At 54.5% G+C, this 25,049-nt stretch carries 18 protein-coding genes; 10 read left to right on the forward strand and 8 right to left on the reverse strand.

Annotation, left to right across the window (positions count from 1 at the left end):
* Window positions 1-174 precede the first annotated feature (174 nt).
* The 4 genes from SH287x_RS02150 to SH287x_RS02165 form a co-directional block, all read right to left on the reverse strand.
* Window positions 175-1,644 (reverse strand): glutamate synthase subunit beta, encoded by a 1,470-nt coding sequence (locus tag SH287x_RS02150; RefSeq protein ID WP_479516798.1) that lies wholly within the window; start codon window positions 1,642-1,644, stop codon window positions 175-177.
* A gap of 202 nt (window positions 1,645-1,846) precedes the next feature.
* Window positions 1,847-6,517, reverse strand: coding sequence for a glutamate synthase large subunit (gltB, locus tag SH287x_RS02155; protein ID WP_479516799.1), 4,671 nt, complete (start codon window positions 6,515-6,517; stop codon window positions 1,847-1,849).
* A 221-nt stretch (window positions 6,518-6,738) separates the two neighbouring features.
* Window positions 6,739-7,890: a LysR family transcriptional regulator gene (locus SH287x_RS02160; protein ID WP_479516800.1), complete on the reverse strand. Its 1,152-nt coding sequence runs from the start codon at window positions 7,888-7,890 to the stop codon at window positions 6,739-6,741.
* Between the two features lie 453 nt (window positions 7,891-8,343).
* Complete coding sequence (locus SH287x_RS02165) at window positions 8,344-8,601, reverse strand: FeoB-associated Cys-rich membrane protein (protein ID WP_479516801.1); 258 nt, start codon at window positions 8,599-8,601, stop codon at window positions 8,344-8,346.
* A 107-nt stretch (window positions 8,602-8,708) separates the two neighbouring features.
* Here SH287x_RS02165 and SH287x_RS02170 point away from each other — a divergent pair, with 107 nt between their 5' ends.
* From SH287x_RS02170 to SH287x_RS02190, 5 genes are all read left to right on the forward strand, one after another.
* Window positions 8,709-8,939, forward strand: a complete 231-nt coding sequence (locus SH287x_RS02170) for a FeoA family protein (protein ID WP_479516802.1) — start codon at window positions 8,709-8,711, stop codon at window positions 8,937-8,939.
* Between the two features lie 177 nt (window positions 8,940-9,116).
* Entirely contained in the window at window positions 9,117-9,347 is a 231-nt protein-coding gene (locus SH287x_RS02175; protein ID WP_479516803.1) for a FeoA family protein, read from the forward strand.
* A gap of 96 nt (window positions 9,348-9,443) precedes the next feature.
* Window positions 9,444-11,789, forward strand: coding sequence for a ferrous iron transport protein B (feoB, locus tag SH287x_RS02180; protein WP_479516804.1), 2,346 nt, complete (start codon window positions 9,444-9,446; stop codon window positions 11,787-11,789).
* Window positions 11,790-12,202: 413 nt separating this feature from the next.
* Window positions 12,203-12,598, forward strand: a complete 396-nt coding sequence (locus tag SH287x_RS02185; RefSeq protein ID WP_479516805.1) for a hypothetical protein — start codon at window positions 12,203-12,205, stop codon at window positions 12,596-12,598.
* A 67-nt stretch (window positions 12,599-12,665) separates the two neighbouring features.
* Window positions 12,666-13,724, forward strand: coding sequence for a DUF1559 domain-containing protein (locus SH287x_RS02190; RefSeq protein ID WP_479516806.1), 1,059 nt, complete (start codon window positions 12,666-12,668; stop codon window positions 13,722-13,724).
* 362 nt (window positions 13,725-14,086) lie between these two features.
* On the opposite strand, the gene SH287x_RS02195 is transcribed toward SH287x_RS02190, so the two are convergent.
* Together SH287x_RS02195 and SH287x_RS02200 are read right to left on the reverse strand one after the other, a co-directional pair.
* Window positions 14,087-14,923 carry a hypothetical protein gene (locus SH287x_RS02195; protein WP_479516807.1) on the reverse strand — a complete coding sequence of 279 codons (837 nt, stop codon included), beginning with the start codon at window positions 14,921-14,923 and terminating at the stop codon, window positions 14,087-14,089.
* 108 nt (window positions 14,924-15,031) lie between these two features.
* Window positions 15,032-15,715, reverse strand: a complete 684-nt coding sequence (locus tag SH287x_RS02200) for an RNA polymerase sigma factor (protein WP_479516808.1) — start codon at window positions 15,713-15,715, stop codon at window positions 15,032-15,034.
* 774 nt (window positions 15,716-16,489) lie between these two features.
* On the opposite strand from SH287x_RS02200, the gene SH287x_RS02205 reads away from it, so the two are divergent.
* Entirely contained in the window at window positions 16,490-17,809 is a 1,320-nt protein-coding gene (locus SH287x_RS02205) for an aldose epimerase family protein (protein ID WP_479516809.1), read from the forward strand.
* A 140-nt stretch (window positions 17,810-17,949) separates the two neighbouring features.
* Here the strand turns inward: SH287x_RS02205 and fmt are convergent, their stop codons facing one another.
* Window positions 17,950-18,939 (reverse strand): methionyl-tRNA formyltransferase, encoded by a 990-nt coding sequence (gene fmt / locus SH287x_RS02210; protein WP_479516810.1) that lies wholly within the window; start codon window positions 18,937-18,939, stop codon window positions 17,950-17,952.
* 504 nt (window positions 18,940-19,443) lie between these two features.
* Here fmt and SH287x_RS02215 point away from each other — a divergent pair.
* The 4 genes from SH287x_RS02215 to queF all read left to right on the forward strand — a co-directional run bounded on the left by SH287x_RS02215 (window position 19,444) and on the right by queF (window position 22,502).
* Window positions 19,444-20,721: a hypothetical protein gene (locus SH287x_RS02215; RefSeq protein WP_479516811.1), complete on the forward strand. Its 1,278-nt coding sequence runs from the start codon at window positions 19,444-19,446 to the stop codon at window positions 20,719-20,721.
* Between the two features lie 699 nt (window positions 20,722-21,420).
* The gene (gene tatA, locus SH287x_RS02220; RefSeq protein ID WP_479516812.1) at window positions 21,421-21,603 is read left to right on the forward strand and encodes a twin-arginine translocase TatA/TatE family subunit; all 183 of its coding nucleotides are present in this window, start codon (window positions 21,421-21,423) and stop codon (window positions 21,601-21,603) included.
* A gap of 75 nt (window positions 21,604-21,678) precedes the next feature.
* On the forward strand, window positions 21,679-21,951 hold the full coding sequence (locus tag SH287x_RS02225; RefSeq protein WP_479516813.1) for a Sec-independent protein translocase subunit TatA/TatB: 273 nt from the start codon (window positions 21,679-21,681) through the stop codon (window positions 21,949-21,951).
* Window positions 21,952-22,148: 197 nt separating this feature from the next.
* A complete protein-coding gene (queF, locus tag SH287x_RS02230; RefSeq protein WP_479516814.1) occupies window positions 22,149-22,502 on the forward strand; it encodes a preQ(1) synthase in 354 nt (117 codons plus the stop codon).
* A 118-nt stretch (window positions 22,503-22,620) separates the two neighbouring features.
* Here queF and SH287x_RS02235 read toward each other — a convergent pair whose 3' ends face one another.
* The gene (locus SH287x_RS02235; protein ID WP_479516815.1) at window positions 22,621-25,032 is read right to left on the reverse strand and encodes a helicase HerA domain-containing protein; all 2,412 of its coding nucleotides are present in this window, start codon (window positions 25,030-25,032) and stop codon (window positions 22,621-22,623) included.
* Window positions 25,033-25,049: the final 17 nt, after the last annotated feature.

A 25,049-nucleotide genomic window follows, 5' to 3' on the forward strand; every position in this document is an offset into this window, starting at 1 on the left:
CGCGGGTTAACAGTGGTTTGCATCTTAAAAGATTCGCTTCTGAGTGGCGGGCCAAATGGCATCGCCATCAAGGAGCGTCTGGCAATGCCCTATGAAAAGAGCACTGCTGATCAACCAGCAGTGCTCTTTTCATAGGAGTGAACTCAACGGAAACTCGCCTGGGATCAAACTCATCTAGGCGGTCAGATCGGTTTTCCCCATCAGGTGCAGATCAACCGCACGGGCGACACCGCGGCCTTCATTGATCGCCCAGACGACAAGGCTCTGACCACGGCGGCAATCGCCAGCGGCAAAGACGCCTGGAACATTTGTGGTGTACTTCCCGTGATCGGCCTTATAGTTCGACCGCTCATCCAGATTGACACCCAATTGAGCCGAGATTGGAGACTCTGGCCCGAGGAAACCCATGGCCAGCAAGACCAGATCCGCGGGAACTTCTCGTTCGGTGCCGGCAATCGGCTTGAAAGGAGGGGCTGGTTCCACCTGAGCAATCCGGATCGACTTGAGCTGACCCTCTTCGTTGCCAATAAATTCCAGCGCGGTGGTGCTATAGCTGCGGGGGTCATTCCCAAAGACCGCTTCCGCTTCGGCATGACCGTAATCAACCTTGTGAGTTCGCGGCCATTGAGGCCAGGGGTTGTTCGCAGCCCGAGCCTCGGGCGACTTGGGCACGATTTCCAGATTGAGCAGACTGGCACAACCGTGACGGGCTGATGTCCCTAAGCAGTCGTTACCGGTATCGCCACCACCAATGACAATCACATGCTTGCCTTTGGCAGAGATGAATTGACCATTGGAAAGCTCGGAGTCAAGCAGGCTTTTGGTATTCGCATGGAGAAATTCCATGGCGAAGTGAATGCCCTTGAGGTTACGGCCGGGAATGGGGAGATCGCGCGGACGGGTGGCTCCCATACAGAGAACGACAGCGTCGAATTCTTTCTTCAGTTGGTCAGCAGGGATGTCCTTGCCGATCTCAACACCAGTTTTGAAGGTGACGCCTTCTTCTTCGAGCAGTTTGACGCGGCGCTCGACGACATGCTTTTCCAGCTTCATGTTGGGAATGCCGTACATCAGCAGCCCGCCAATGCGATCAGCCCGTTCAAAGACCGTGACGAGATGCCCGGCGCTGTTCAATTGGGCGGCGGCGGAAAGACCAGCCGGGCCGGAACCAACCACAGCGACTTTCTTGCCAGTGCGCACTCGCGGCGGCTTGGCCGTGATCCAGCCTTCTTCGTAACCTTTATCGACAATCGAACATTCAATGTTCTTGATAGTGACGGGAGGATTGGTAATCCCCAGCACGCAGGAGCCTTCACAAGGAGCAGGGCAAACCCGGCCAGTGAACTCCGGGAAATTGTTGGTCTTGTGAAGACGATCCAGTGCTTCGCGCCAATGGCCGCGATAAACCAGATCATTCCACTCAGGGATCAGGTTGTTGATCGGGCAACCGGCGGCCATGCCTGCCATCAACTGGCCGGTATGACAGAACGGCACGCCACAATCCATGCAGCGGGCACCCTGCTTGCGCAGGTCACCTTCGGGCATGTGATCATGAAATTCATTCCAATCGAGGATGCGTAATTTTGGCGAACGATCCGCAGGAACCTGACGTGTGAATTCTTTGAAACCGGTGGGCTTACCCATGATTGATCATTCCCGAAAAACGTGGCCGGCTCGACAACTGGCCACAGCAAAATTTGAGTCAAAGGATGGTGATAAGTCGGTCACATTGGAATTGGCCACATGACCGACATCAGGCAAATTCACCAGAAAAACGCAGAGTGGCACCAAGTTCCCCTCTGCGACAGCAGGTGGCTCTCGCAGAGGGTTTCAAATGGAGTTCTGCTTAACTTGCGGGAGTTGCGAGAACTTCCTGTTGAGCCAGTTTTTTGCGATCGGCCAATGCCCGCTTGTAATCGACAGGCATGACCTTCTTGAATTGTCCCAGGGCTGACTCCCAGCGTGCGATGAGAGCTTTAGCAACAGTCGATTCCGTGTGCTCAAGGTGTCGGTGAACCAGATCCAGCAGTTCTGCCCGATCCGCTTCCTCCTCCACTTTTTCAAGCTCGACCATTTCGAGGTTGCAGTTCCCCAGCAGCAGATCGTTCGGGTCGTAGACATAAGCCACACCGCCGGACATCCCCGCAGCGAAGTTGCGTCCCGTTGGCCCGAGGATGACAGCACGTCCACCGGTCATATATTCCAGACCGTGGTCGCCCACCCCTTCGACAACGCAGATGGCCCCTGAGTTACGGACACAGAATCGTTCGGCAGCGCGTCCCCGCACAAACAGCTCACCTTGAACCGCCCCATAGAGAGCGACGTTGCCGATGATAATGTTCTCTTCGGGGACAAACGTGGAATTCTTGGGTGGGTAGATGATGACCCGACCACCTGAAAGCCCCTTACCAACAAAATCGTTGGCATCGCCTTCCACTTCGATGGTAATCCCATGAGCAAGCCAGGCCCCGACACTCTGTCCGGCTGAACCTTTACAACGAATGTGAATGGTGCCATCGGGCAAGCCCTTGGCCCCCCACTTCTTGGAGACCTCGTGACTGAGCATGGTGCCCAGAGCGCGGTCAATGTTCTGCACACCAATCGCCAGTTCAACCCGCTTCCCATCCTCCAGTGCGGGCTTGCACTCACGGATCAGTTCATTGTCCAGTTGCAGTTCCATTCCATGCTTCTGCGAAATGGTGCAATAGGTTTCAACATCGGGATGAGGCTTGCGGGCCAGCGTCAGAATTGGAGTCAGATCGAGGTGTTTGGCTTTCCAGTGATCCACGGAATTGTTGTATTCCAGAAGATCGCTGCGACCAACCATCTCGTTGACAGTTCGGAAGCCGAGTTCCGCCATGATTTCACGAGCTTCTTCAGCCACCATGAACAGGTAGTTGATGACATGCTCTGGCTCACCAGTAAACTTGGCCTTGAGTTCCGGATCCTGAGTGGCGATCCCGACGGGGCAGGTATTCAGATGACACTTGCGCATCATGATGCAACCCAGAGCGATCAGCGGAGCCGTAGCAAAGCCGATTTCTTCAGCCCCCAGCAGAATGCCGATCACAACATCCCGACCGGTCTTGATCTGACCGTCGGTCTGCAATCGCACACGACTGCGGAGGTTGTTAAGCACCAGCGTCTGATGGGTTTCGGCAATCCCGAGTTCCCAGGGCAGCCCCGCATGCTTGATACTGGTGATCGGAGAAGCCCCTGTACCACCACTATCGCCTGAAATCAGAATGTTGTCGGCATGGCCCTTCGCCACACCGGCAGCAATCGTTCCCACACCCACTTCCGAAACCAGCTTCACGCTGATGCGTGCCGAAGGGTTGGAGTTCTTCAGATCGAAAATCAACTGCGAAAGATCTTCAATCGAATAAATATCGTGATGTGGCGGCGGACTGATGAGACCCACGCCCGGTGTTGAGTGCCGGGTGGCGGCGATGACCTGATCGACCTTGTGGCCGGGCAGTTCTCCCCCTTCACCGGGCTTGGCACCCTGCGAAATCTTGATCTGAATTTCGTCGGCGTTGGTCAAGTAATAGCTCGTCACACCGAACCGTCCCGAAGCCACCTGCTTGATGGCAGATCGCTTGGAATCCCCAGATTCCATCGGCAGGAAACGAGAGTAGTCCTCGCCCCCTTCGCCCGTGTTGCTCTTGCCACCAATGCGGTTCATGGCAATTGCCAGCGATTCATGGGCAGCAGCCGAGATCGAGCCAAAGCTCATCGCCCCGGTGCAGAACCGTTTGACGATAGAAGCCACGGACTCGACTTCATCCAGCGGCACAGGCGTACTGGCCTTGAACTTGAGCAGTCCCCGCAGATGACATTCACGAACCGTTTGTTCGTTAACCATCTTGGAAAAGTCTTTGTACGCCTGCTTGTCACCTTGTCGGGCGGCCCGCTGAAGATTGGCGATATTGTGAGGGTTCCAGGCATGCTTTTCACCAGTCGCCCGCCAGTGCATTAAACCAAAGTTTGGCAGCACAGGCAGCTTCTCATTGCCACGGCTGGGGTAACCCAGTTCATGACGGCGAACAGCTTCCTCGGCCAGAATTTCAAAGTTCACCCCCTTGATGCGGCTGGCTGTTCCCCGGAAGCATTCCTGAATGACTTCATCCGAGATTCCCACCGCTTCAAAAATCTGGGCACCCTTATAGCTGGCCAGGGTGGAGATCCCCATCTTGGCCATGACTTTGAGGATCCCCTGCTTGGTGGCTTTGCGATAAGCCGCAGTGATCTGCTCGTGAGTCCAGTCACCTTCCAGTTCCCCCTCGTCCTGAAGCTGCCAGAGCGCTTCAAAGGCCATGTAAGGATTGATGGCGTCGGCACCATATCCCACCAGCAGGCAGAAGTGATGGACTTCACGCGCTTCGCCCGTTTCAACAATCAGGCCGATTTTTGTTCGTTCTTCGCTATGCACCAGATGATGATGCACGGCACCGGTGGCGAGCAGCGCACTGATCGGGAGACGATCCGCACCCATTTCACGATCGGAAAGAATGACCAGCCCAAAGCCATCCTGAATCGCCTGGGAAACTTCCTGACGAACGCGATCAAGAGCGGGTTTAAGCCCTTTCACGCCGTCCTTCTTGGGATAAGTGATGTCGATGATCTTGGACTTCCAGCCCCGGTAATCGAGATGGGCCAATGAAGCCAGTTCTTCGTTAGTCAGGATCGGATGTGGCACAGCCAGGCGGTGGCACTGCTGGGCCGTTGTTTCCAGCAGGTTCCCTTCCGGCCCGATATAACATTCCAGCGACATGATGACCTCTTCCCGAGTCGAATCGATCGGAGGATTGGTCACCTGGGCGAACAGTTGTTTGAAGTAATCATAGAGCAGACGAGGTTGATCGCTCAGGCAGGCCAGGGCGGTGTCATCACCCATCGAACCCAGTGGGTCCTTCTTGGTTTTGATCATCGGAACGAGCATGAACTGCAACGTTTCCGTGGTGTAACCAAACGCCTGCATGTGCGAGAGCAGCGTCTGGCCGCTGAGGCGATCAAACGCCGGGAATGGAGGGAGTTCACTGAGTTGAATGCGCTGCTCTTCCAGCCATTGCCGATAAGGGCGACGGTTGGCGTAATCGCGCTTCAGTTCTTCATCAGGGATGAGGCGTCCCTGACGGAAATCGACGAGGAACATCTTGCCGGGTTGCAGGCGTCCCTTCATCTTCACGTTTTCTGGTTCAATTTCGAGCACGCCCACTTCGCTGGCCATGACCACGCGGTCGTCGTGAGTGACATAGAACCGGCTGGGACGCAAGCCGTTACGATCCAGCGTGGCGCCGATGATATCCCCATCGGTGAAGCTCACCGAAGCCGGCCCATCCCATGGTTCCTGCAATGCGGAGTGGTATTCATAAAACGCCCGCTTGTCTTCGGGCATGGAATCGTGGTTCTGCCACGCTTCAGGAATCATCATCATGACGGCTTCAGGCAGGCTGCGGCCGCTGGCAACAAGCATTTCCAGCGCGTTATCAAAATTGCCTGAATCAGAACAGTAAGGCTCGACCAGCGGGAAGAGTTTTTCCAGGTCGTCGCCGAAGAGTTCACTCTTCATCATCCCCTGGCGTGCGAACATCCAGTTGCCGTTGCCGCGGACGGTATTGATTTCGCCGTTATGTGCCACGTAACGCTGTGGATGTGCACGATCCCAACTGGGGAAGGTGTTCGTCGAGAACCGCGAGTGTACCATCGCCAGATGACTGACGTAATCTTCTTCTAACAGGTCAACGAAGAAGTTACAGACCTGTTCGGGAGTGAGCATTCCCTTGTAAATCAGGACTTTGGGAGAAAGTGAGCAGATATAGAACATCAGCGCCTGAGGGAGAGAACCCTCGCGAATGGCATGACTGGCCCGCTTGCGAATCACAAACAACTGGCGGGTGAATGCTTCTTCGGAAACGCCCTCAGCAGCCCCGACAATCAGGTGTTCAAAAACAGGCATCACAGCGCGAGCCGATGGGCCAATATCAGCCTTATCCGGTTCAACAGGCACCTTACGCCAGCCAATGAGCGTCTGTCCTTGCTGACGGATAATCTCAGCGACGGTTTCCTTGCAAACCCGGCGCTGTTCAGGATCAGTTGGCAGGAAGACCAGCCCGATACCAAAACGGCCTTCGGGAGGAAGTTCAGTCGCCAGATCCTTGCGAACCACGCGCTTGAGGAATTGGTAAGGGATGCCGGTGAGCATCCCGGCACCATCACCCGTATTTTCTTCGCAACCGCAAGCACCGCGGTGAGCCATGTGCCGCAGAATACGGTCAGCATCCACCACAATCTGATGAGACCGCTGTCCCTTGATGTGCGCGACGAAGCCCACGCCGCAGCTATCGTGCTCGTTGTCAGGATCATAGAGGCCGTTGGCCTTGGGGATCCCGCCGGGCGCGAAGATGCTTTCGTCGTAAGGTGACGCAATTTTTGAACTTGCTGCGACCGGCCCCAGATCGTGGATAGATGCCGAGGAGCCGGCAAGATCGCAGGAGGCGTCCAGGAAGTCATTCATCTCAGAAACTCTCACAAAAAAGTTCAAAAACAAGCAAGTCTGATACGGAACCCACCGTTTTGAACTCCGTATTAAACACGGAATTCAGACACGGACTGTTCCATCGCGAATATTCAGATGGCATCAAAAAACAGCTGGCAAAAAACACAGATCGATGACGCAAACGGACAGGAATGTGACCCCGGTGAAGTGTGGCCAATCCATTTCAAAAGACACGGACATTATTTACTGGAGGTGACAGCCGCAGCCGCTTTCTCCTCAGAGGGAACTCCTCCTGAGGTTGAGACAGTGACTGGAGAAATCCCCCCCGAGGCAGGGGGGCCTCCGACAGATGCGGGCGCAATGACTGCCGAAGATTTAGAATTGTGAGTGCTTCCCAGAAGGCCAGTCGTGGCCAGCGAGGAGGCTTGAACAGAATTGCCAAACAGAAAAGTTTCAGGGTTTTGATGCAGCAAATCGAGGAATCGCTGAGCTGCGGTTGTCAGTTGTTTATGCTTTTTATGAATGATGCCCAGCGGTCGAACCCACCGCACATCCTCCAGCGGGATGGCTTTGAGCGAACCAATTTCCAATTCACGACGCACGGTGGGAAGTGGCAAAAGCGCCACGCCCGAACCGATTTCTACGGCCCGCTTGATGTTCTCGATGTTGTCGAACTCGTGACTGATTTCAACCGAGACCCGCGCCTGCTTCAACCAGCGATCCATTTCATTACGCACCTGAAGTTCCGGTGTGTAAGCGACCAAAGATTCTCCGTCCAGTTCCCGAGCACGAATTCTGGCACGGTTCGCCAGGCGGTGCCCGGAATAGACAATCAGTGCAATCTCTTGTTCCTGCCAGGGAATGCAGGTGATTTCCGGCCGACGGGGGGCGAAGGAAACAATCCCCAGATCGGTCAATTCCTCGGCCACGCTTTCAATCACCGTCGCCGGGTGGAGATATCGAAGTTCGAGAGCGGCATCGGGATAGAGCCGTTCAAACTGCCGAACATAAGCCCCCATTTGCAGCAGGCCGACTGAATAGATGGCTGCCACACGAACGGTGCCAACCACTTTATCCTTCAGCTGTCTCACGCTGTCATCCAGGCGGCGGGCGCGATCGAGCAAATCGCGTCCAGCATCCACCACCAGCTTACCCGCAGGAGTCAGATCGAGGGGACGTGTTGTGCGATCGATCAATTGTTCGCCCAACCGACCTTCAAGAGACCTGACGGTTTCGCTGACGACAGGCTGAGAAATGCCAAGCGCCCGCGCCGCTTTGGAAAAGCTGCGCTGAAAAGCGACTTCGCAAAAGATCTCAATTTCCCGCAGCTCCAGCACCCGGAACCCCTCTATCGCAATTTCAAATAATACAACTACGCGGATATCGGCCAATTGGATTGCTTTAGAATAGGGGGCGGATAAGACTTGTCAAGATTCTCCTTGAAAAATAAGGGGGCGACGACAAATTGACACTCCGTCGCAAATCGCAGCCTTTTTGTTGTGTCTGAATATTTTTCGAAATTTCATCATTTCAAAAGGCGATAAGAGGCGATGGCCTCGTTCGACATTCCAGGAGGCCCCACTAATAAGGTCGTGTGCTTATTGTCAGAATGTTGATGATTACCCCAAGAAGAACTTGCGAGGTGTCAAGAAGTGATTTCCGCAGCGATAGTCATTTCAGAGACTTAGAGCGATCCGGTTATCGCCTGGGCCGATCCTTGCCATGTGATCTCCCTTGCGAGAAGCATGTGCAATGGATCAATCGGGGATTGACTATCAGAGGGGCTGGCTGATGGGAATGGCCAGCTTCAGAGCACGAATCACACAAAGACGGGTCGATGCCGTTCACTTCTGTGAAATTGGTGAGATGTCCAGCGAAACCAGAGGAAGTCGTTTTCCATTGGGTGTTTCGACGGAAGGGGAGCCAGCGGAATTGTCGGAAGAATCAGGGGGACACGAAAAACACTGGTCGGATGTCCCTGATCCGCAGCCCCGGCAACTCCCGCAGCCGGCTTCGGTTTTTGTCACCCCGCGGATAAAAGTTCGCAGCAGTAATCCGGCCGCCCCCAGAACAATGCCGACCACGAAAATTGTTTCCCACATTTGCAGTAACTCCTGACAGGCAGATCTACCGAAGACGCAGCCATCGCCCTATTATAGCCTTATCTTGAGATTTAGTCTCAATGACTGGCGGTCTGTAAGGAAGTCCCATGAGTTATGTGGTTCCGTTGGATTGTTTAGCGGTAGGCGAATCGGCCCGAATTGTCGATGTCGACGGTGATACCACGTTTCTGACACGGTTGCAGGAAATTGGCCTGACAATTGGTGCCAATGTGCGAATGGTGCGTGCTGGCTCTCCCTGTATTCTCGCGACGGATGGTCATCAGATTTCTTTAAGGACAACGGAATTGGCCACAGTGCTGGTTGAGTTGCATCCGTGATGGCAAGATCACAGTGTTCCCTGTCATGGCCTTTACTGAGTGATGACTGCCTGAGTGAAGGCTGCGACTGAGGATCACCGCCATGACGCCGTTCACACCCGCCTGCAATGCGTATTGAAAAGGTCGAATCTCCTTTGACCTCCAGAATTTCCTTCACCTTTGGGCGATAACACTCTGATGTCTCTGACTCTTGATCAGCTGGAAATTGGCCAGAAAGCTCTCGTCAGTGATGTGACGGGTGACGATGCCCTGGCACTGCGTCTGATGGAAATGGGGGTACTCCCCGGCGCATCGATTGAATACATCGGCCGGGCACCCTTTGGCGATCCGCTCGAAATTCGCCTGCAAGGTTATCACCTGTCGGTGCGTAAGGCTGAGGCCCAGCGTGTGACGATTGAACTTGCCTGAAACTCTTGCCCGTCATGCGGCTGACCGGTCAGCCCGCTGACCTTCGACCCTGCGACTCATCAACTGAAGCCACTCCGTGGGAAGGTGCTCTGAATTATGCCTCCGGTCGTTGATCGATTGCCGCATCTGGCTGTTGTCGGGAATCCCAACATTGGCAAAAGCACACTCTTCTCAGCTTTGACGGGCGTGCATACACGAACGGGAAATTTTCCCGGCGTGACCGTCGAGATGAAGCTGGGCAGGCTCAGGCGGGCACCTCATGAGGTGATGCTGATCGATCTCCCCGGCACGTACAGCCTGTCGGCACGTTCAGATGATGAGCGCGTCACGGTCGATGTCCTTTTGGGGCAGCAACCCGAAGTGGGGCACCTGGAGGGCGTGGTCTGCATCGTGGATGCCACGAACCTCGAGCGAAATTTGTATCTGTTCTCACAGGTTCGCGACCTTGGCCTGCCCATGCTGCTGGTTGTGAACATGATCGACATGGCCGACAAGGCCGGCCTCAAACTCGATGCCGAGGAACTTTCGCGACGACTGCATGTCCCTGTGGTCTTCTGCAATGCTCACCGGCGTGAGAGTGTGGCTCGAGTAGAAGCCGCCATCTTTGAATTCTCTTCCGCTGTGTCTGGTACGGCCAACTCAGCCAGCAGTGGGCCAGCGACTTCGCCCCCAACCACATCCCCTGAGTCCATCTTTCCCACAGCATTTGAAGCCGCCGTTGATGAACTGCTCGCCTTGATGAGGCAGCGCTCTCCGACTTATCAACGCCCGTTCATTTCCCGGCTGCTGCTCGATGTGGGGGGGCAGATTGAACAGAGTGAAGTGGCCCGTTGGCCCGAGTTGGCTGGCCATCTGTTGCGCCTGCGAGAGGGAGTCTCCGCGACCGGCTACCGAATGAGTGGAATTGAACCGCGTTGCCGATACGCCGCGATTCGCCAGTGGCTCAGTGGTCTGGAAACCCGGCCCGAACGCAAAGTGGGGCAGTTGTCGGAAAAGATCGATGCCTGGCTGACTCACAGCGTCTTTGGCCTCGTGATCTTTGTGATGATCATGTTCGTCATGTTTCAGATGCTCTTCCGAGGTGCTGACCCCATGATGGGTGCCCTTGAAGAAACGTTTGGCTGGCTTCAGGGGCTTGTCGGTTCGCAGATGTCTCGCGGCCCGCTTCGCAGTCTGTTGACTGATGGAATTATTGCGGGAGTGGGCGGGGTGCTGGTCTTCCTGCCGCAAATTGTGCTGCTGTTTCTGTTCATCTCGATTCTGGAAGACTGCGGCTATCTGGCACGCGCCGCCTTCCTCATGGATCGACTAATGACCCGTGTCGGTCTCAGCGGCAAATCGTTCGTCCCCCTCATGTCCTCGTTCGCGTGTGCGATTCCCGGAGTGATGGCCACCCGTGTGATAGAGAATCGCCGTGATCGCATGGTCACGATTCTGGTGGCGCCGCTGATGAGTTGCTCAGCCCGCCTGCCGGTTTACAGTCTGCTCATTGGTGCGTTTATCCCCGCAATCACCTATTTCAATGGCTGGGTCGATCTTCGCTCTTTGGTGTTGATGGGATTCATTTCATTAGGCGCCATCGTGGCGATTCCCGTCGCCTGGATTCTCAAGAAAACGCTCTTTCCCGGAGCGACCCCGCCTTTCGTGATGGAACTGCCGGCTTACAAGTGGCCATCCCCCTGGACGGTCATTCAACGGGTCTATGATCGAGCCGCCGCTTTCGTGGTGCGTGCGGGGACTCTCATTCTCATGACGTCGATTGTCATTTGGGGACTCAATTACTTCCCCGGCGATCGCACTAAGGAGCGTCAGCTCATCGGTGAGATGGAAGCCGCTGAGAGCCAGTATGCCCAGCAAATTTCTGATCGGACGGAGACGGAAGAATTGCTGGTGACACTGGAAACAGATCCAGTGCCTCCAGCCACTGAGATTGCCGCCGTCAAGTTCCGACTCGAAGAGTTACAGACACAGCTTAAAGATTACGATGGCATCGTTGAGGCGTTACATGCAGAGCAGGGCCACTTGCAGGAAGTGAGCTTTCTGGGGATGACAGGCCATGCCATTGAACCTGTGGTGAGGCCACTCGGTTGGGACTGGCGGATTGGCGTGGGTGTGCTGGCTTCGTTCCCGGCTCGTGAAGTGATCGTGGCCACGCTGGGGGTGATTTATAATCTGGGCGAGGGAATTGACGAAGAGTCCGTGCCGCTGCACGACGCATTGAGCCGTTCGACTCACGCCGATGGGACTCCGGTGTTCAACATCCCCGTCGCCCTTTCCGTGATGATCTTCTTTGCGCTGTGTGCTCAATGTGCCGCCACGCTGATGGTGATCAGTCGGGAAGCGGGCAGTTGGAAATGGGCCGTCTTTTCCTTTGTGTACATGACGCTGCTGGCTTATGCCGGTGCGTTCGTCACATATCAACTGGCTTCGCTCTGGTGGTAAAGTCTGAGGTGTTGCGCCGCTAGAAGGCGATAGATTCGTTGGTGGCGTTTGCTGTCAAAAAGGCTGGCCTTTCGGAGCCGCTTTTTCCCCTCGTTGACGTTGTTTAGAAGCGTAAAAGCAAGGGGGAGCCGGCAATACGACCGCGCTGCTCACGCGTGCTAATACTAACTCGCGCGCATGATTGCAGATCTTGCGGTAGGGATGTGGCGTGGCTAGACTGTATAAAAGATCCCTTCGATTCTGATCATTCGATCAATGAACCTTTGTGATAAACTCAGACCGGTGACGTCAGAAAAAGCCTGTCTCCTAAGGAGATATGGCATGGAACGGTTTGTAGGAACAAGGTCGATTTTATGACGTTTCCAAGCAGAAATTTCAGGGGACTTCTTCTGGCACCGCCCCGGATATTGCTCATGGGGCTGATGTTGGCGTTGAGCGGCTGTGGCGGGGGCGATGGTGTCGTCCGCTCGGCGGTGCAGGGGGCCGTAACTCTGGATGGTCAGCCTGTTTCAGAAGGGCTGATTCAGTTTATCCCTGAAGCAGGTGTGACTGGCCCCCCCGTACAAGTCCCGATCAAGGATGGCCGCTATTCCGCTTCTGGCAGCAATGGCCCCACAGCCGGCATCAATGTCGTGCAAATCACCGCCACAAGAAAGAGCGGCAAGAAAACGAAAACCATCATGGGTGAAGAAGTCGATGAGGTCGAGCAGTATCTGCCCGCAAAATATAACGCGAAAACGACCTTAACAGCCGATGTGAAAAAGGGTGCTCAGAACACCTTTGATTTTCTGTTAGATAGCAAAAAATAATTTCCACCGTGATTATGCACGGTTTCCTGTTCGTTTTTAGCCTATTCCATTGTTTTAAGGTCGTTCTATGTCTCAGTCCCTGGCTCGCCGACGGCCATCGTCTGGCTTTACGCTGATTGAACTCCTCGTGGTGATTGCCATCATCGCCATCCTGATTGCACTCCTCCTCCCGGCGGTGCAACAGGCGCGCGAAGCGGCCCGACGGACCCAGTGTCGCAACAATCTGAAACAACTTGGACTTGCCCTGCATAACTATCATGACGTGTACGGACGGTTTCCGATTGGCTCTCTCTATGGAAACGATGTGGCCTATCCGATTTACAGCAGTCATCAATCGGCGTGGCTGGCACGCATTCTGCCGAACATCGATCAGGCCCCTCTCTATAACAAGATCAATTTCTCCCTGGTTCAAAGTAACAACGCTGCCAACAGCGCGGTCTTTGGAACGGAGATTCCCGGTTATCGCTGCCCAAGTGATCCGGGAAATCGCAGCATGACAGGTTATGCGGCCTATGCCCCGACAAACTACGTCGCCAGTGTTGGCGGCGGAGGCTCGGACGACGACGTTCGCGGCGGGGGCGGAAGTACAGCTACACCAATTAACCCAAATCCCAATGGTAACACCACCTGGTATGCGTGCCTGCAAAACAACGATACTCAGCGCGGCGTCTTTGCCTCCAACAGCTATTCGACTATTGCTGGCATCACCGACGGAACATCAAATACATCACTGGTTTCGGAATCACTGGTCGGCTCGACACTCTATCATCAGGCCAGCCCGGCAGGTGAAACGTACTGCAACGGTACGGGGATTGCCAGCGGGGCCACCCGCACCACGAACCGGGGCTTTTCCTGGTTCTTTGGAGGGATTGATCCCGCCTGGCATTATTCGTCCCTCAACACACCCAACTTCAAACGTTCAGCCGCCCCGAGTGATCCGGATGGCATCTACGATTGCAGCAACAATGCGATCGGTGGGGCGAGTGCTGCCCGCAGTAAACATACCGGCGGTGTCCACCTGCTGCTGGCAGATGGTGCGGTGCGGTTCGTCAGCGACAACATTAATCGCGCGACATGGCAAAACATCGCCAATCGACGCGACGGAAACGTCATCGGAGAGTTTTAAGCATCGCAAAAAATCGCTTGAGCATTCGACCCTCCCAGCGCGTCTTGTGGTGGTTAGGCACTGTTGAGATGGCCGGGAGCCGTGCTTGCAGCTTTTGGCAAACATATTTTTGCGATCATCAACGCGCCATTTCAAGTTGCGATTCGTATCAGTCGTCGTTCACAGATTGTTTGGTGACAATCAGTCAGTGCGTAAAAAAAGGTGGGCGACCCAAAGGCCGCCCACCTCTCCCGTTGGTCGGTCACGTGCCGACACTTTCTTTCGATGCTGCAAGCGAGGCTTGCCAGATGTCTTGATACGATCAATTCTACTTTTGCTTCAGACCGCCTTATCTTTTAGCGATGCGGATGTCTCTGAGTGCACTACTCGCGCGATGGCGTTTCTTTTTCTGGCTCCTCAGAAAATTGAGGGATGACGGGAGGCATCTGTTCTTCGATCACTGAAGAAGGCGGTTCCATGCTGACGGAACGCACGCCTTGACCCGTTGCGAGACCTCTCGCATGTTGGAACGCGGGATCACCGAACAGGTTGCGGGTGGAGACAATGTCGCCAGAACCACCGTCGGATTGCCAGAGAGGATTCGACAATGTGGCGGCTACCAGCATGCTGGCAGCTAAGGCCGCCATCGCCGGATACCACCCGGAACTGGCTGGTTGATAAGAACCTGCTTTTCCCGTCACTGGCTTTCCCGCCATCCGTCCCGAGGATTGCCATCGATGTGTACCGGCAGATCCCTGAGCCGCACTCTGTTTCATCTCTGCCCAGGTCTTTAGCGCCAGAGCGGACGACGTTCGTTCGGGCAATCGATTGGCCAGAGACTGGAGTGTGACTGGAATCTGCACGTGATTTCCCTGGCTGGATTCCATCGAAGGAAGAGAAGACACCACTGGCGGAATAAGGCGTGTTGAAGAGGCGTCAGCTAACTGCCCCTGCTTGGCCAGTGTTCGCAAGGAAGCGATCCCGGAGAGGAGATTCTCCAGACATTCATGACATGATTCGCAATGGCTCAGATGATCCAGAGCCTCGGGTGGCAATCCTGCCACGATATTTTGTTTGGTCTTGGCCAGGTTTGTGAATTCATCAGCCTGTGGTTCTTCAAGCAGTGGAGATTGCTCAGTGGAGGGTGTTCCCTCACTGGCATCCTCATCTCCGCCCACAAGAAGGGCTAGAGTGTATTTGAGTTGTTTACAATCCATCATCGCACCTGCACATCTTCAAAACGACGCTTGCTCAATTATTCCGAGAAGCTGATTTCACTTGAGTCAGACCCTCTTCAGTTATCGATCCCGTTCAATCATCGATCCCGCTCAGTCATCAATTCTACCGGGGGACTGGTCATCTTCTGTGGAGGGATCAGCCTTGGCCCATGGTGAGGAAATCCCCGCCTCGGCTCCCCGTTTCGCCCACAACACACTGAAGCGTTGTCTCGCTTCCGACAATCTCCAGCGAATGGTGGCTTCTGTCCGTCCCAGAACTGCGGCAATTTCCGATGTCGAAAAGTTCTCCAGATCCCTCAGCACCAGAACTGTCCGGTATTTCTCGGGAATCTGCTCCAGAACAGCCTGAACTTCCTGCTGTAAATCCAGCTTGGCCCGTGGGTCTGCCATCTCGGGATCGGGAGCACGCTCCTGAGATGTCTGGCTGAACAGTGACCACCAGATGCGGCGTTTTCGTTGCCGCAGATGATCCAGAGTCAAATTAACGGCAATCTGAAAGAGCCATGGCCCAAACCGCCGCGAGGGGTCAAACTGAGAAAGCCGCACAAACGATCGCAGGAAAGTTTCCTGCGTCAAATCGGCGACGGTTTCGTCGTCCGAAACAAAGCGGCCAATGACCCGCTGCACCCGCCGCTGGTAGCGATGCACCAGTTCGGCAAAGGCGTCCTCACATCCCGTGCGCGCCGACTCCACCAAACGGGCTTCACACCCAATGGAATCAAAATCGTCGCTCGTGTCTTGCGGAACGTCAATCCGCGGCATGGTTGGGCTCATGGGCTTTCCTCACTCTCTCAACAGATACGAGCAGGAACGCCAAAATGGGGGGAATGTTTGTCAAAAAATTTCTTAATCGTCAACTTTTGGGGAGGCTCCATCCCACAGTCCGGAAAAATCAGCGAAAAACCAGGGAAATTGCCACAATCAGTTCACAGACTCTGCATGAATGTTCCTGCCTGAACCTCCTCTCAAAGATTACCGTCACCTTCATTCGCAAAGCGATAGGGGCCTTGGAATCTGTGTGAACTTCTGGTGAATCTGTTGCGAATTCACCAGTCATTCATATTACTGCGCTGCGAGCCGATTCCCGCAAAAAAAACTTGATGAATTTTCGTACCCGAATTGTCGCTCTCCCCCTTCTTGGATCGAAAGCGTATTTCCACTCCGTTTGATGCCTGCGGAGTTGTGACATTCCGTGAGAGGTGGGCCATGGTTTTTTCTAATAAGCAGTCATGCCAGAGGTCTTCTCTGGCTTTCAGCCTTATCACAAGTGCATAGTCAAAGTCTAAAACTCGGGTCTCTTCTATAGTTAAGTCCGACAACGGAGGACGTTGTGGCGACATCAACCCGAAGACAAAGCCGTGACACGGCACGAGGCTCTTTTTTTCAGCCACTTGACGGAAACCGTGACTTATCCACAGGATATGCCGCATTAATCACGACGAATCATTGCTCTTTCTCTCAACGAGCGGATCCTTCGGTTGGCAACCTTTTGCGACCGAAGGGCATTCAAGATGTCGTTTCCATCGTCGATCAACCGGAGTCAGAAACATGAATTGGCCCTACCGCTTGTCTGCTGCTCTCTTTGCGACCGGTCGTGGAGAGGTTTTTCCTGTTCGTCAGTGGCTGGTGACGTTGGTGCAGAAAATGCCACGGACGACATTCACAAGCACTGCCTTACTCTCGCTGATATTTCTTGCAGGTTGCCCCGGAACACCACTGAAGACCTCCCCTGACTCCAGCGGAAAACTGGAATCAGGAACCACATCTATTGATCCTGCGGAAACGGCCGCGACGAAAGGGATTCCGATGCTCACTGCTCAAGCTGAACCTTATGGAACGACACCCGAAGGTGACGCGATCACTTCGTATGTCCTGCTCAACGAAGCGGGAATGAAGGTGACGTTGATCAATCTGGGGGCCACTGTCACTTCCGTCGAAGTTCCAGATCGTCATGGTGAACTGGCGAACGTCACGTTGAACTTTCCTGATCTGTCGGGTTACCTCAAGAACGGCCCCTACTTTGGTGTCACTTGCGGTCGCTATGCCAATCGGATTGCCAATGCCAGCTTCAAACTGGATGACGTAGAATATTCTCTGGCCAGGAATAATGGGCAGCACACCATCCATGGTGGAAAAGCCGGCTTCAATAAAGCCATCTGGAAAGGTGAGGCATTCAGCAACAATGAGGCGGCTGGTGTCAGTTTCACTCATACCAGTCCCGATGGCGATGAAGGTTACCCCGGTGCTTTGACAACGACCGTGGTTTACTCATTAACTCCTCAAAATGAGCTTCGCATTGATTATACGGCCAGCACCGATAAGGCCACCGTTCTCAATTTGACAAATCACTGCTACTGGAATCTGGCAGGAGCAGGGAATGGAACGGTGCTGGATCAAGTGCTGGAGTTGAATTGTGATGGCTATCTGCCCGTTGATGAAGGGGCCATTCCGACGGGTGAGGTTGCCCCTGTGGCTGGAACCGCGATGGATTTCCGCAAGCCTCATGCGATTGGTAATGAGATTGGTCAGACCGTCAACGGCGGTGGAGGCTATGACCATTGCTATGTGATCAATGGCAAGCCGGGTGAACTCAGGAAAGCGGCCCGCGTCTATGATCCCAAATCAGGCCGTGGTCTGGAGATTGAAACGACAGAACCCGGGATTCAGCTTTATACAGGAAATCACCTGAATGGCTCCGCAGAAACTGGCAACGCCGTCAAGCAGGGGGCGTTCTGCCTGGAAGCCCAGCACTTCCCCGATTCACCGAACCGTCCCGAGTTCCCTTCCACAGTGTTGCGACCCGGCGAAGAATATCGCCAGACGACGATTCACCGCTTTTTTGTAGAACCCGAAAAAGCCGCGAAGTAAGTGACTCTCGAAGGTCATCGCACATATCAAACTGAAATAAGTCATGGCGGCTGAACCTGTTGTTCTCAATGGGTTCAGCCGCTTTTTATGCCAAGACCATGCGACACTGGGGTTCATCTCCGTTTCTCTTAATAAGCCGCCTATGGCAACTGGCTGCCAAAACGGTCGCCGGAATGCACCGGGCGGCCGCGCAGGTAATCACTCGCCGCCATCGCCCGTTTTCCTTCGGGTTGCAGCGTGATGATTTCCAGCAAACCGGCTCCCGTCGTCACCAGAAGAGAATGGTCGCAAACGTGGAGTTCGCCAATCGTCGTTTGAGATGTTTTTCTCGAGGTATTAAGCGATGAAGACGCATCGTGAGGTGCCCCTTGAAGAATCACGATACGGACGGGTGGTTTTCCTTCGGAATGAAGCCAGGTGAAAGGCCCGGGCCAGGGCTGCATTCCCCGAACATGACGTTCAATTTCAATGGCTGACTTCGACCAGTCGATCAAGCCATCCTGTTTAGTCAGCTTGCCCACATGGGTCACCAGTGCCTCATCTTGTATGACCGGCGTGCATGTCCCGGCACCCAGTTGATCGATCACTCTCAAGGTCAATGGCACAGCCAACTCCGCCAGTCGACGTTCCAGCGAGCCAGTCGTTTCCAGCGGCCCCAGCACCAGACGCTCAACACCCAGCATCGGCCCGGCATCCAGCTTCAACACCAGTTGAATGATTGTGACGCCTGCTTCTTCATCCCCCGCGAGTACAGCCGCATGAATCGGGGTGGCCCCGCGGTATTTGGGTAGCAGCGAGGCATGCACGTTGATCGTCCCCAGCCTGGGAAGATCCAGCACCTTTTGAGAAAGGATCTGGCCGTATGCAGCCACGACTGACAGCTCGAGTTCTTTTTGTCGCAGCCATTCCACATGCTCGGCATCACGAATGCGATCAGGCTGATAAACAGGAACGTCATACTCCTGAGCGATTGTGATCAACGGGTTTTCGTGATGATGATGCCCTTTCCCGACCTTGGAGGGCTGTGTCACCAGCGCAGCGACATCATATCTGCCAGCAGCACATAAGCCTTGAAAGACTGGCAGCGCCAGAGGCCCGGCACCCAGGAATGCAATCCGTAACGGCTTCATCAAATTGACCTGTCATCAAGAGCACGACCCCGCAACATCCCGGCTGATGATCGGTTGCTGAAGGTCGCAGCGAGTGAAATTTTGTTTTCTTGAACTGATTGTGGGGAGCGCCAATGGGATTGGGCAAACGACCGGAAAAAACTGCGATAATTTTTGCCATTTTGCAGTTTCTGCCGAAAGACAATCGGAGAAAAAGATTCATGTTTTCGCTGTAAAACAGGCGATATTTAAGAGTTTGGCGGTTCTTGCCGGAACATCTTGACCTGTTCTGCGGGTTCACCTACAACCCGCCCACACACAACGCCGACGCCAAGAGTCATGGATGACAACGGGTGATCTTCAGTGGTGTGGACTTGATGACTCGTGGTGGGGTCGCAGGCCGGATTCGTATCTGGTCGCGTGCATTCTTCTTGCGAGTAGTCAACGTCAACTCTCGCCTCCCCTCGCGATACCTGTCTCGCTATTCCGGCACAGATCTGTTCTTTCCGTCACAGGAAGGCGCCCATGCCTCGTTTTTCAATTGCCCTCTGGGCTTCGCTTGCTGTTCTCGCCCCACAGGCCAGTGTTAACGCACAATGGTTTGGAGGCAATTCAAATTGTAGTACCTGCAACACAGGGGCTTCCAGCTGGTCGCCACCGCCGATGTTCCAATCGGCCAGCTTTAACAACTGTGGCACATGTGCTCCAGTTCAAAGCTGCGAAGTGGTTCAGCAGCCTGTGATGCAGACCTGTTATCAAACGGTGCCCGTCACCGAGTTTCAACAGGTCAAGCAGACTGTCCGCCGACCGATTGTCGAAACTCGTTACGTCGACCAACCCGTCACTGAGTACGTTCCTGTCACTGAGCAGAAGACCTGCGAAGTTCCGACGGTTTCGTATCAGAACGTGACGGAAATGCGAACTCAGACCCGCAACATGGGTTACTGGGTCACCAAGTATGAGCCAAACTGCCGGCCGTCTCCCTGCGAACGAGATAGCCGCCCTGGCATGGCCGGCTGGTGGAACCGCACTACTCAAACGGTCAGCAATACGTTTACTCCTCCCTACACCGCACGTCGGGAATATGTTGCCAAGACTTGCGTGCAGACCGTTCCTGTGACTCGTCAGGTGGCGATTCAGGGAACACGTCAGGTCGCTTACAACGTCACCACCATGGTGGCCAAGCAGTCGACCCGCAAAGTCGCTGTGAACGATGTCCGCTATGTCGACGAAGAAGTGACAGCCATGCGGCCAATCACCGTCATGCGAACAGTACCTATCGGCAGCCAGATGGCCTTCGCTCCGATGGGCGGCGGCACAGCAACCGCCTGGGGTGCCCCAGTATGGGGGAACCAAACGGTGCTGGCACCGACAGTTGATCCTAACTTTTCACGCTCAGCGACTGATATTCGCAGCCGCAGTGCCAATCGCGATGAACTCAATCGGGCCGATCCGGATCGGCCCGATAATAGCCGGTCAGCCGGTGGCGGACTTCCCGCCAGCAAGATCAGTCATCCGATTCAGTCGCAGCCCACGCCAATTAACGGGCCGACGGCTGATGCCCCCAAGCCATCAGGATCAGAACCGAACTCAACCAAGTCTAAGGGGGTGGTCATGACCGCTTCGCTGAAGACCGTTTTTGATCAGGAAGAACCTCGTATTGTGCCACAGAAACCACTGGCGGCACCCACTGAAACACCTTCGATTGTGCGAACTCACCGTTGGGTCGCTCGCTCATCGAACACTGAAACCCCTCCTGCGGCCGTCTCCTCGACCATCTCCCTGGTTGATACGGATCGCTAACCCAGGCAACCCAGCCTGTCCCCTCTGTTCGTGTTAAAGTCCCCCCCAATCCCCGCGGCACCGGTATCATACCGGTGCCCATTTTTTTTACCTCACCAAAACCCCAACATCATTTTTAATAAACGTGGGTTTCCGCCACGTACAATGCCGTCAATCCCGTATCTGAGTTGTGATGCCCTCAAGTGGGCATGAATCAATGGATAGAATTGACATTGGCTCTTGAAGATGTGATCATGGGAGTTACTCCGCTGGTGGTGTTGCTGAAGCAGCCGCGCGACTCAGTGGTGACCAAGGCTGTTGATACGCTTGGCCTGACGTCATAAAACGATTCAAGAGAAGGGTTTTGGTGGATATCTCCCCCGATTCTCTCTCTGGTGACGTCTGAATCTGATGCTGCTTAAAGGCACGGCAACAATTTGTTGCAAGAATCCTCCTCCTGATTTGTGGCAAGACACGTACTGAGTTATCACTGTCTTTGCATCAAGAGGCTTTGCACCAGAGGAATTCTTTGCTCGTCCGGGAACTCCCGCGCGGTTTCTTCAGTAAGAAATGGCGCCATCCCGTCCCGCAACGATCTTCCGGAAATTGATCAGCATTCAGAAGAATCACGGCCAAGACTCACGACATCACTCGCAAACAACACAGGGTTTTTGAAGCCCGACCGGCGAAAAGACGCTGGTTTTTGAAGTGGAGAAAATCATGCCCGGAATCCCTGGTGGTTGGGAACTTTTGATTGTCCTGGCAATCGTGCTGCTGCTTTTTGGCAACCGGCTTCCAAGCGTAATGCGCTCGCTGGGCCAGAGTGTGACAGAATTCAAAAAGGGGACCAAAGAAGGCGAAGAAGAATCTGACAAGCTCGATGATCGCGAAGCTAAGGCTTAAGGCCGTGACTTGGTGAGGCGTTGAGCTGTTATTACGATTTTTACTCTAAGCTATTAATCAGGAAAGGGTTACGATATGTTCGGCGGACCTGGCTGGCAGGAAATGATGGTCGTCGGGATCATCGCATTGCTTCTCTTCGGTAAGAAATTGCCCGAAGTGGCCCGTAGCCTCGGTAAGGGGCTGACGGAATTCAAAAAGGGAATGTCCGGCATTACCGACGACGTTCAAAGTGCCGTCTATTCTCAGCCTGAGCCGACACGCTCTTCACGCCCAACATCATCGGATGATGATGAACCGGTGGTCGCCAGCGCTCCCAAATTCACGCCACCTTCTGAACCTCCCGCGTAAGTCCTCTTTCCGCGAATCAGGCCGCTTTCGGGGATGGGAAATCTTTTTCAGCCTTCCGTTCATCCACTCCCGAGCTTCTTCTGAATCGGGTTTTGATGTTTTTTCTGGACGGCCGTCATAAAATAAGTTGTTGATCTGACGCTTCAGTGTGGGAGAGGTTCCCGCATGGGCGAAGTTTCTGTAGCGAGATTGAGTCGATGACTTCTGAGTTTCTGGGTATTCTCGAAACGTTTCCCAATCCCTGTCCGGAGCGGGACTATTCCATTGAAACCGTCTGCCCGGAGTTTACCTCACTCTGCCCCAAGACCGGCCAACCCGATTACGGCACGCTAATCATCACTTATGTCCCTGATGAAAAATGCTTCGAGCTGAAATCGCTCAAGATGTACTTACAGGCTTACCGTAATCACGGAGCTTTCTATGAGCGGGTCACCAACATGATCCTCGACGACCTGGTCGCCGTGACATCACCGCGGAGCATGACACTCACGGCGCAATTTACACCTCGCGGCGGAATTCGCACGAACGTGACCGTCAGCTACCAGAAATAGAGTTGGTACAACGCACCACCTGTGCCACATCCGCAAATATCGGTTTTCCTCCCCCTCCACACACAGCCGTGTACCGAGTGTTGATACAGACGGTGCGTGAGGGGATGATTGTTTAGCCTTACGACCAGATGGGGAGAATCTTCCCTGTCCGATCCTGCTTGAACGGCACCCACGCCAGGACCATCCGCTCCACTTTCATGTCGGACTTCTTCGGGGTGAGTTGCGTTTCGTCCACGACATACTTTGAAGGATCGAGGCCGACCACTTCATCCAGTTCGTGCTGAAAGTCATCCTGCAGTTGATGGATCTGTGATTGAACCGCTTCCACGGTTTCCTGAGCACGCCCGACATCCCCACGTTCTTCCATCACGCGCGAGGCGGCCCGAGCAGAGGTCGCGGCTCGTGACAGATTGGTCGTGCTTAATTTCCGGCGGCTGGTCAAAGCTCCCAGCAGGGATGTCCCAAAACTGATCACCGCTGACAGGGTTTGAGAATTGGCCTGGCTTTTTTGCTTTTCAGCCGCATGCTCGGCCCGGCGCAAGCGATCTTCCAGCGTTTGCAGTTTGGATTGATATTTCGCCTGAATTTTGGCCTTTTCCAGCTCTCGTTGTTCGCGATGCCCTTGATCCAGCCGTTGACGGAAGTCTCCTTCTGATTCTCCCGGTAAAGAAATCCCTTTGGGATCGGTGCATTTGAATAAAGAGAGCTTTCTCGTTCGGTAAAGGAACTCCTTGATGGCTGTCCCTTGTGTGGTATAGCTCTTGGCCCGGAAAAGCTCTGCCGGTGGTTGAGTGAACGTCCCACTGGCCTCAGGCTCGCTTGTCAGCGTCAGTTCTTCGTCCAGCTCTTCGGCGGTTTCCCAACTGAGTGCATCCCCTTCATGAGTCGGCATGAGCATCGATACCGTCTGCCACTCATCAATTCCACCGGATGTCTGAGTGAAATGGACGCGTGCGGTGGCATAGAGAGCCGGGTGGTAAATGAGCTTTTCACCAGCACCAATCGATCCGTGCCGTTCGACAATGACTTCGGGAACTTCCGGCGGCAATACGGGCCGGCTTCCAGTGATGGCATCCGCATGCCAGGTGGAGGCCGATTCGTCCGTTAGAGACAAGGCCTTCCGTTCGCTCATCAATTGTTGAATCTGTTCTCGACTGAGTGGCCCGCGCAAGTACGACAGCGCCCATCGCGTCTGGAACACCGTCGGTCGATCATCGTGCACGTTGTTCATCAGAAAAACGCGATTTCCCAGCGATGAAATCAACTTTTCCATGGCGCTGCGGTTGAAGGAGTGCCCGGTTGAAGTCGACGCCCCTTCCAGCCCATCCAGTACGCGGAGTTTGTCCCGCTCAGTTTGAAGCCGGCCAATCAGCCAGGTGCCGCAGTTTGAGAGTCCCTTGTAATCAAGGTCGACCGGATTCTGTGTCGCCAGCACGCAACCCAGGCCATAGGCCCGTGCCTGCTTGAGGAGCGTCAGCATGGGCTGCTTACTGGGAGGATTGGCAGTGGGAGGGAAGTAGCCAAAAATTTCGTCCATATAGAGCAGTGCGCGTAGCGCAGTCGTGCCAGACTGTGCTCGCATCCAGCTGACAACTTCGCCCAACAGAATCGTCACGAAGAACATGCGTTCGGCATCGGTCAGGTGCGAAATCGAGAGAATGGCAATGCGTGGCTTGCCTTCGGGGGTATAAAGCAGTCGCTGAATGTCGAGCGGTTCCCCCGTCATCCAGGCTTGGAATCCCGGCGATGCCAACAGGTTGTTCAATGTCATCGCAAAGGAGAAGCGATCTTTAGCCGGGAAGAAACTTTCAAGATCAAGAAAGCCCACCCGATCGAACGGCGGTTGCTGGATATCGCGAATCAGCCGGCCCAATTCCAGATTTTGCCCGTCCTTCCAGGCCCGCTCGACAAGCGTGGAAAGCAGAATATGCTCTCGGCTTCGCAAGGGATCAGCATCAACACCCAGAAGTGCCAATAAGCCCGACACAGCACTGCCAATACGCTCACGGAACGCTTCGGCATTGTCGCGAATGATCTGGGGAGGTGCCGAAAGGGATTTCAGAATCGTTAAGGGAACGCCGATCGTGCTGCCCGGTGTATAGATGCAGACATCGGCGGAGTCTCGAAACCTGGCGATTCTCTCGGGGGGTTGATCCCAATCCGCCAGTCCTTCTTTCCAGGTAACAGCGGTCTTGGCTGCCAGTTCGTCGACCGTCATTCCTTTGCGGGTTGCCTCGCCCGAATCAATCCAGGGTTTGAAGTCGGCTGGCTTGAGTTGAGGAAACGTCAGCAGCAGATTCCCCAAGTCACCCTTGGGATCAATGCAAATGGCGGGCAGGCCATCAATGGCAGCTTCTTCCAGCAGTGAAAGGCACAATCCCGTCTTGCCGCTCCCCGTCATCCCGACACATAACGCATGGGTGGTGAGATCACGGGAATCGTAGAGCACCGGGGTATCGCTGAGCTTGCCCTCGCCAACGTCGTATTCGCGGCCCAGATAAAAGACACCCAGTTTCTCGTAATCGCTCATGCGGCACCTGGTTGAAG

It is taken from the genome of Planctopirus sp. SH287, from assembly GCF_056500625.1.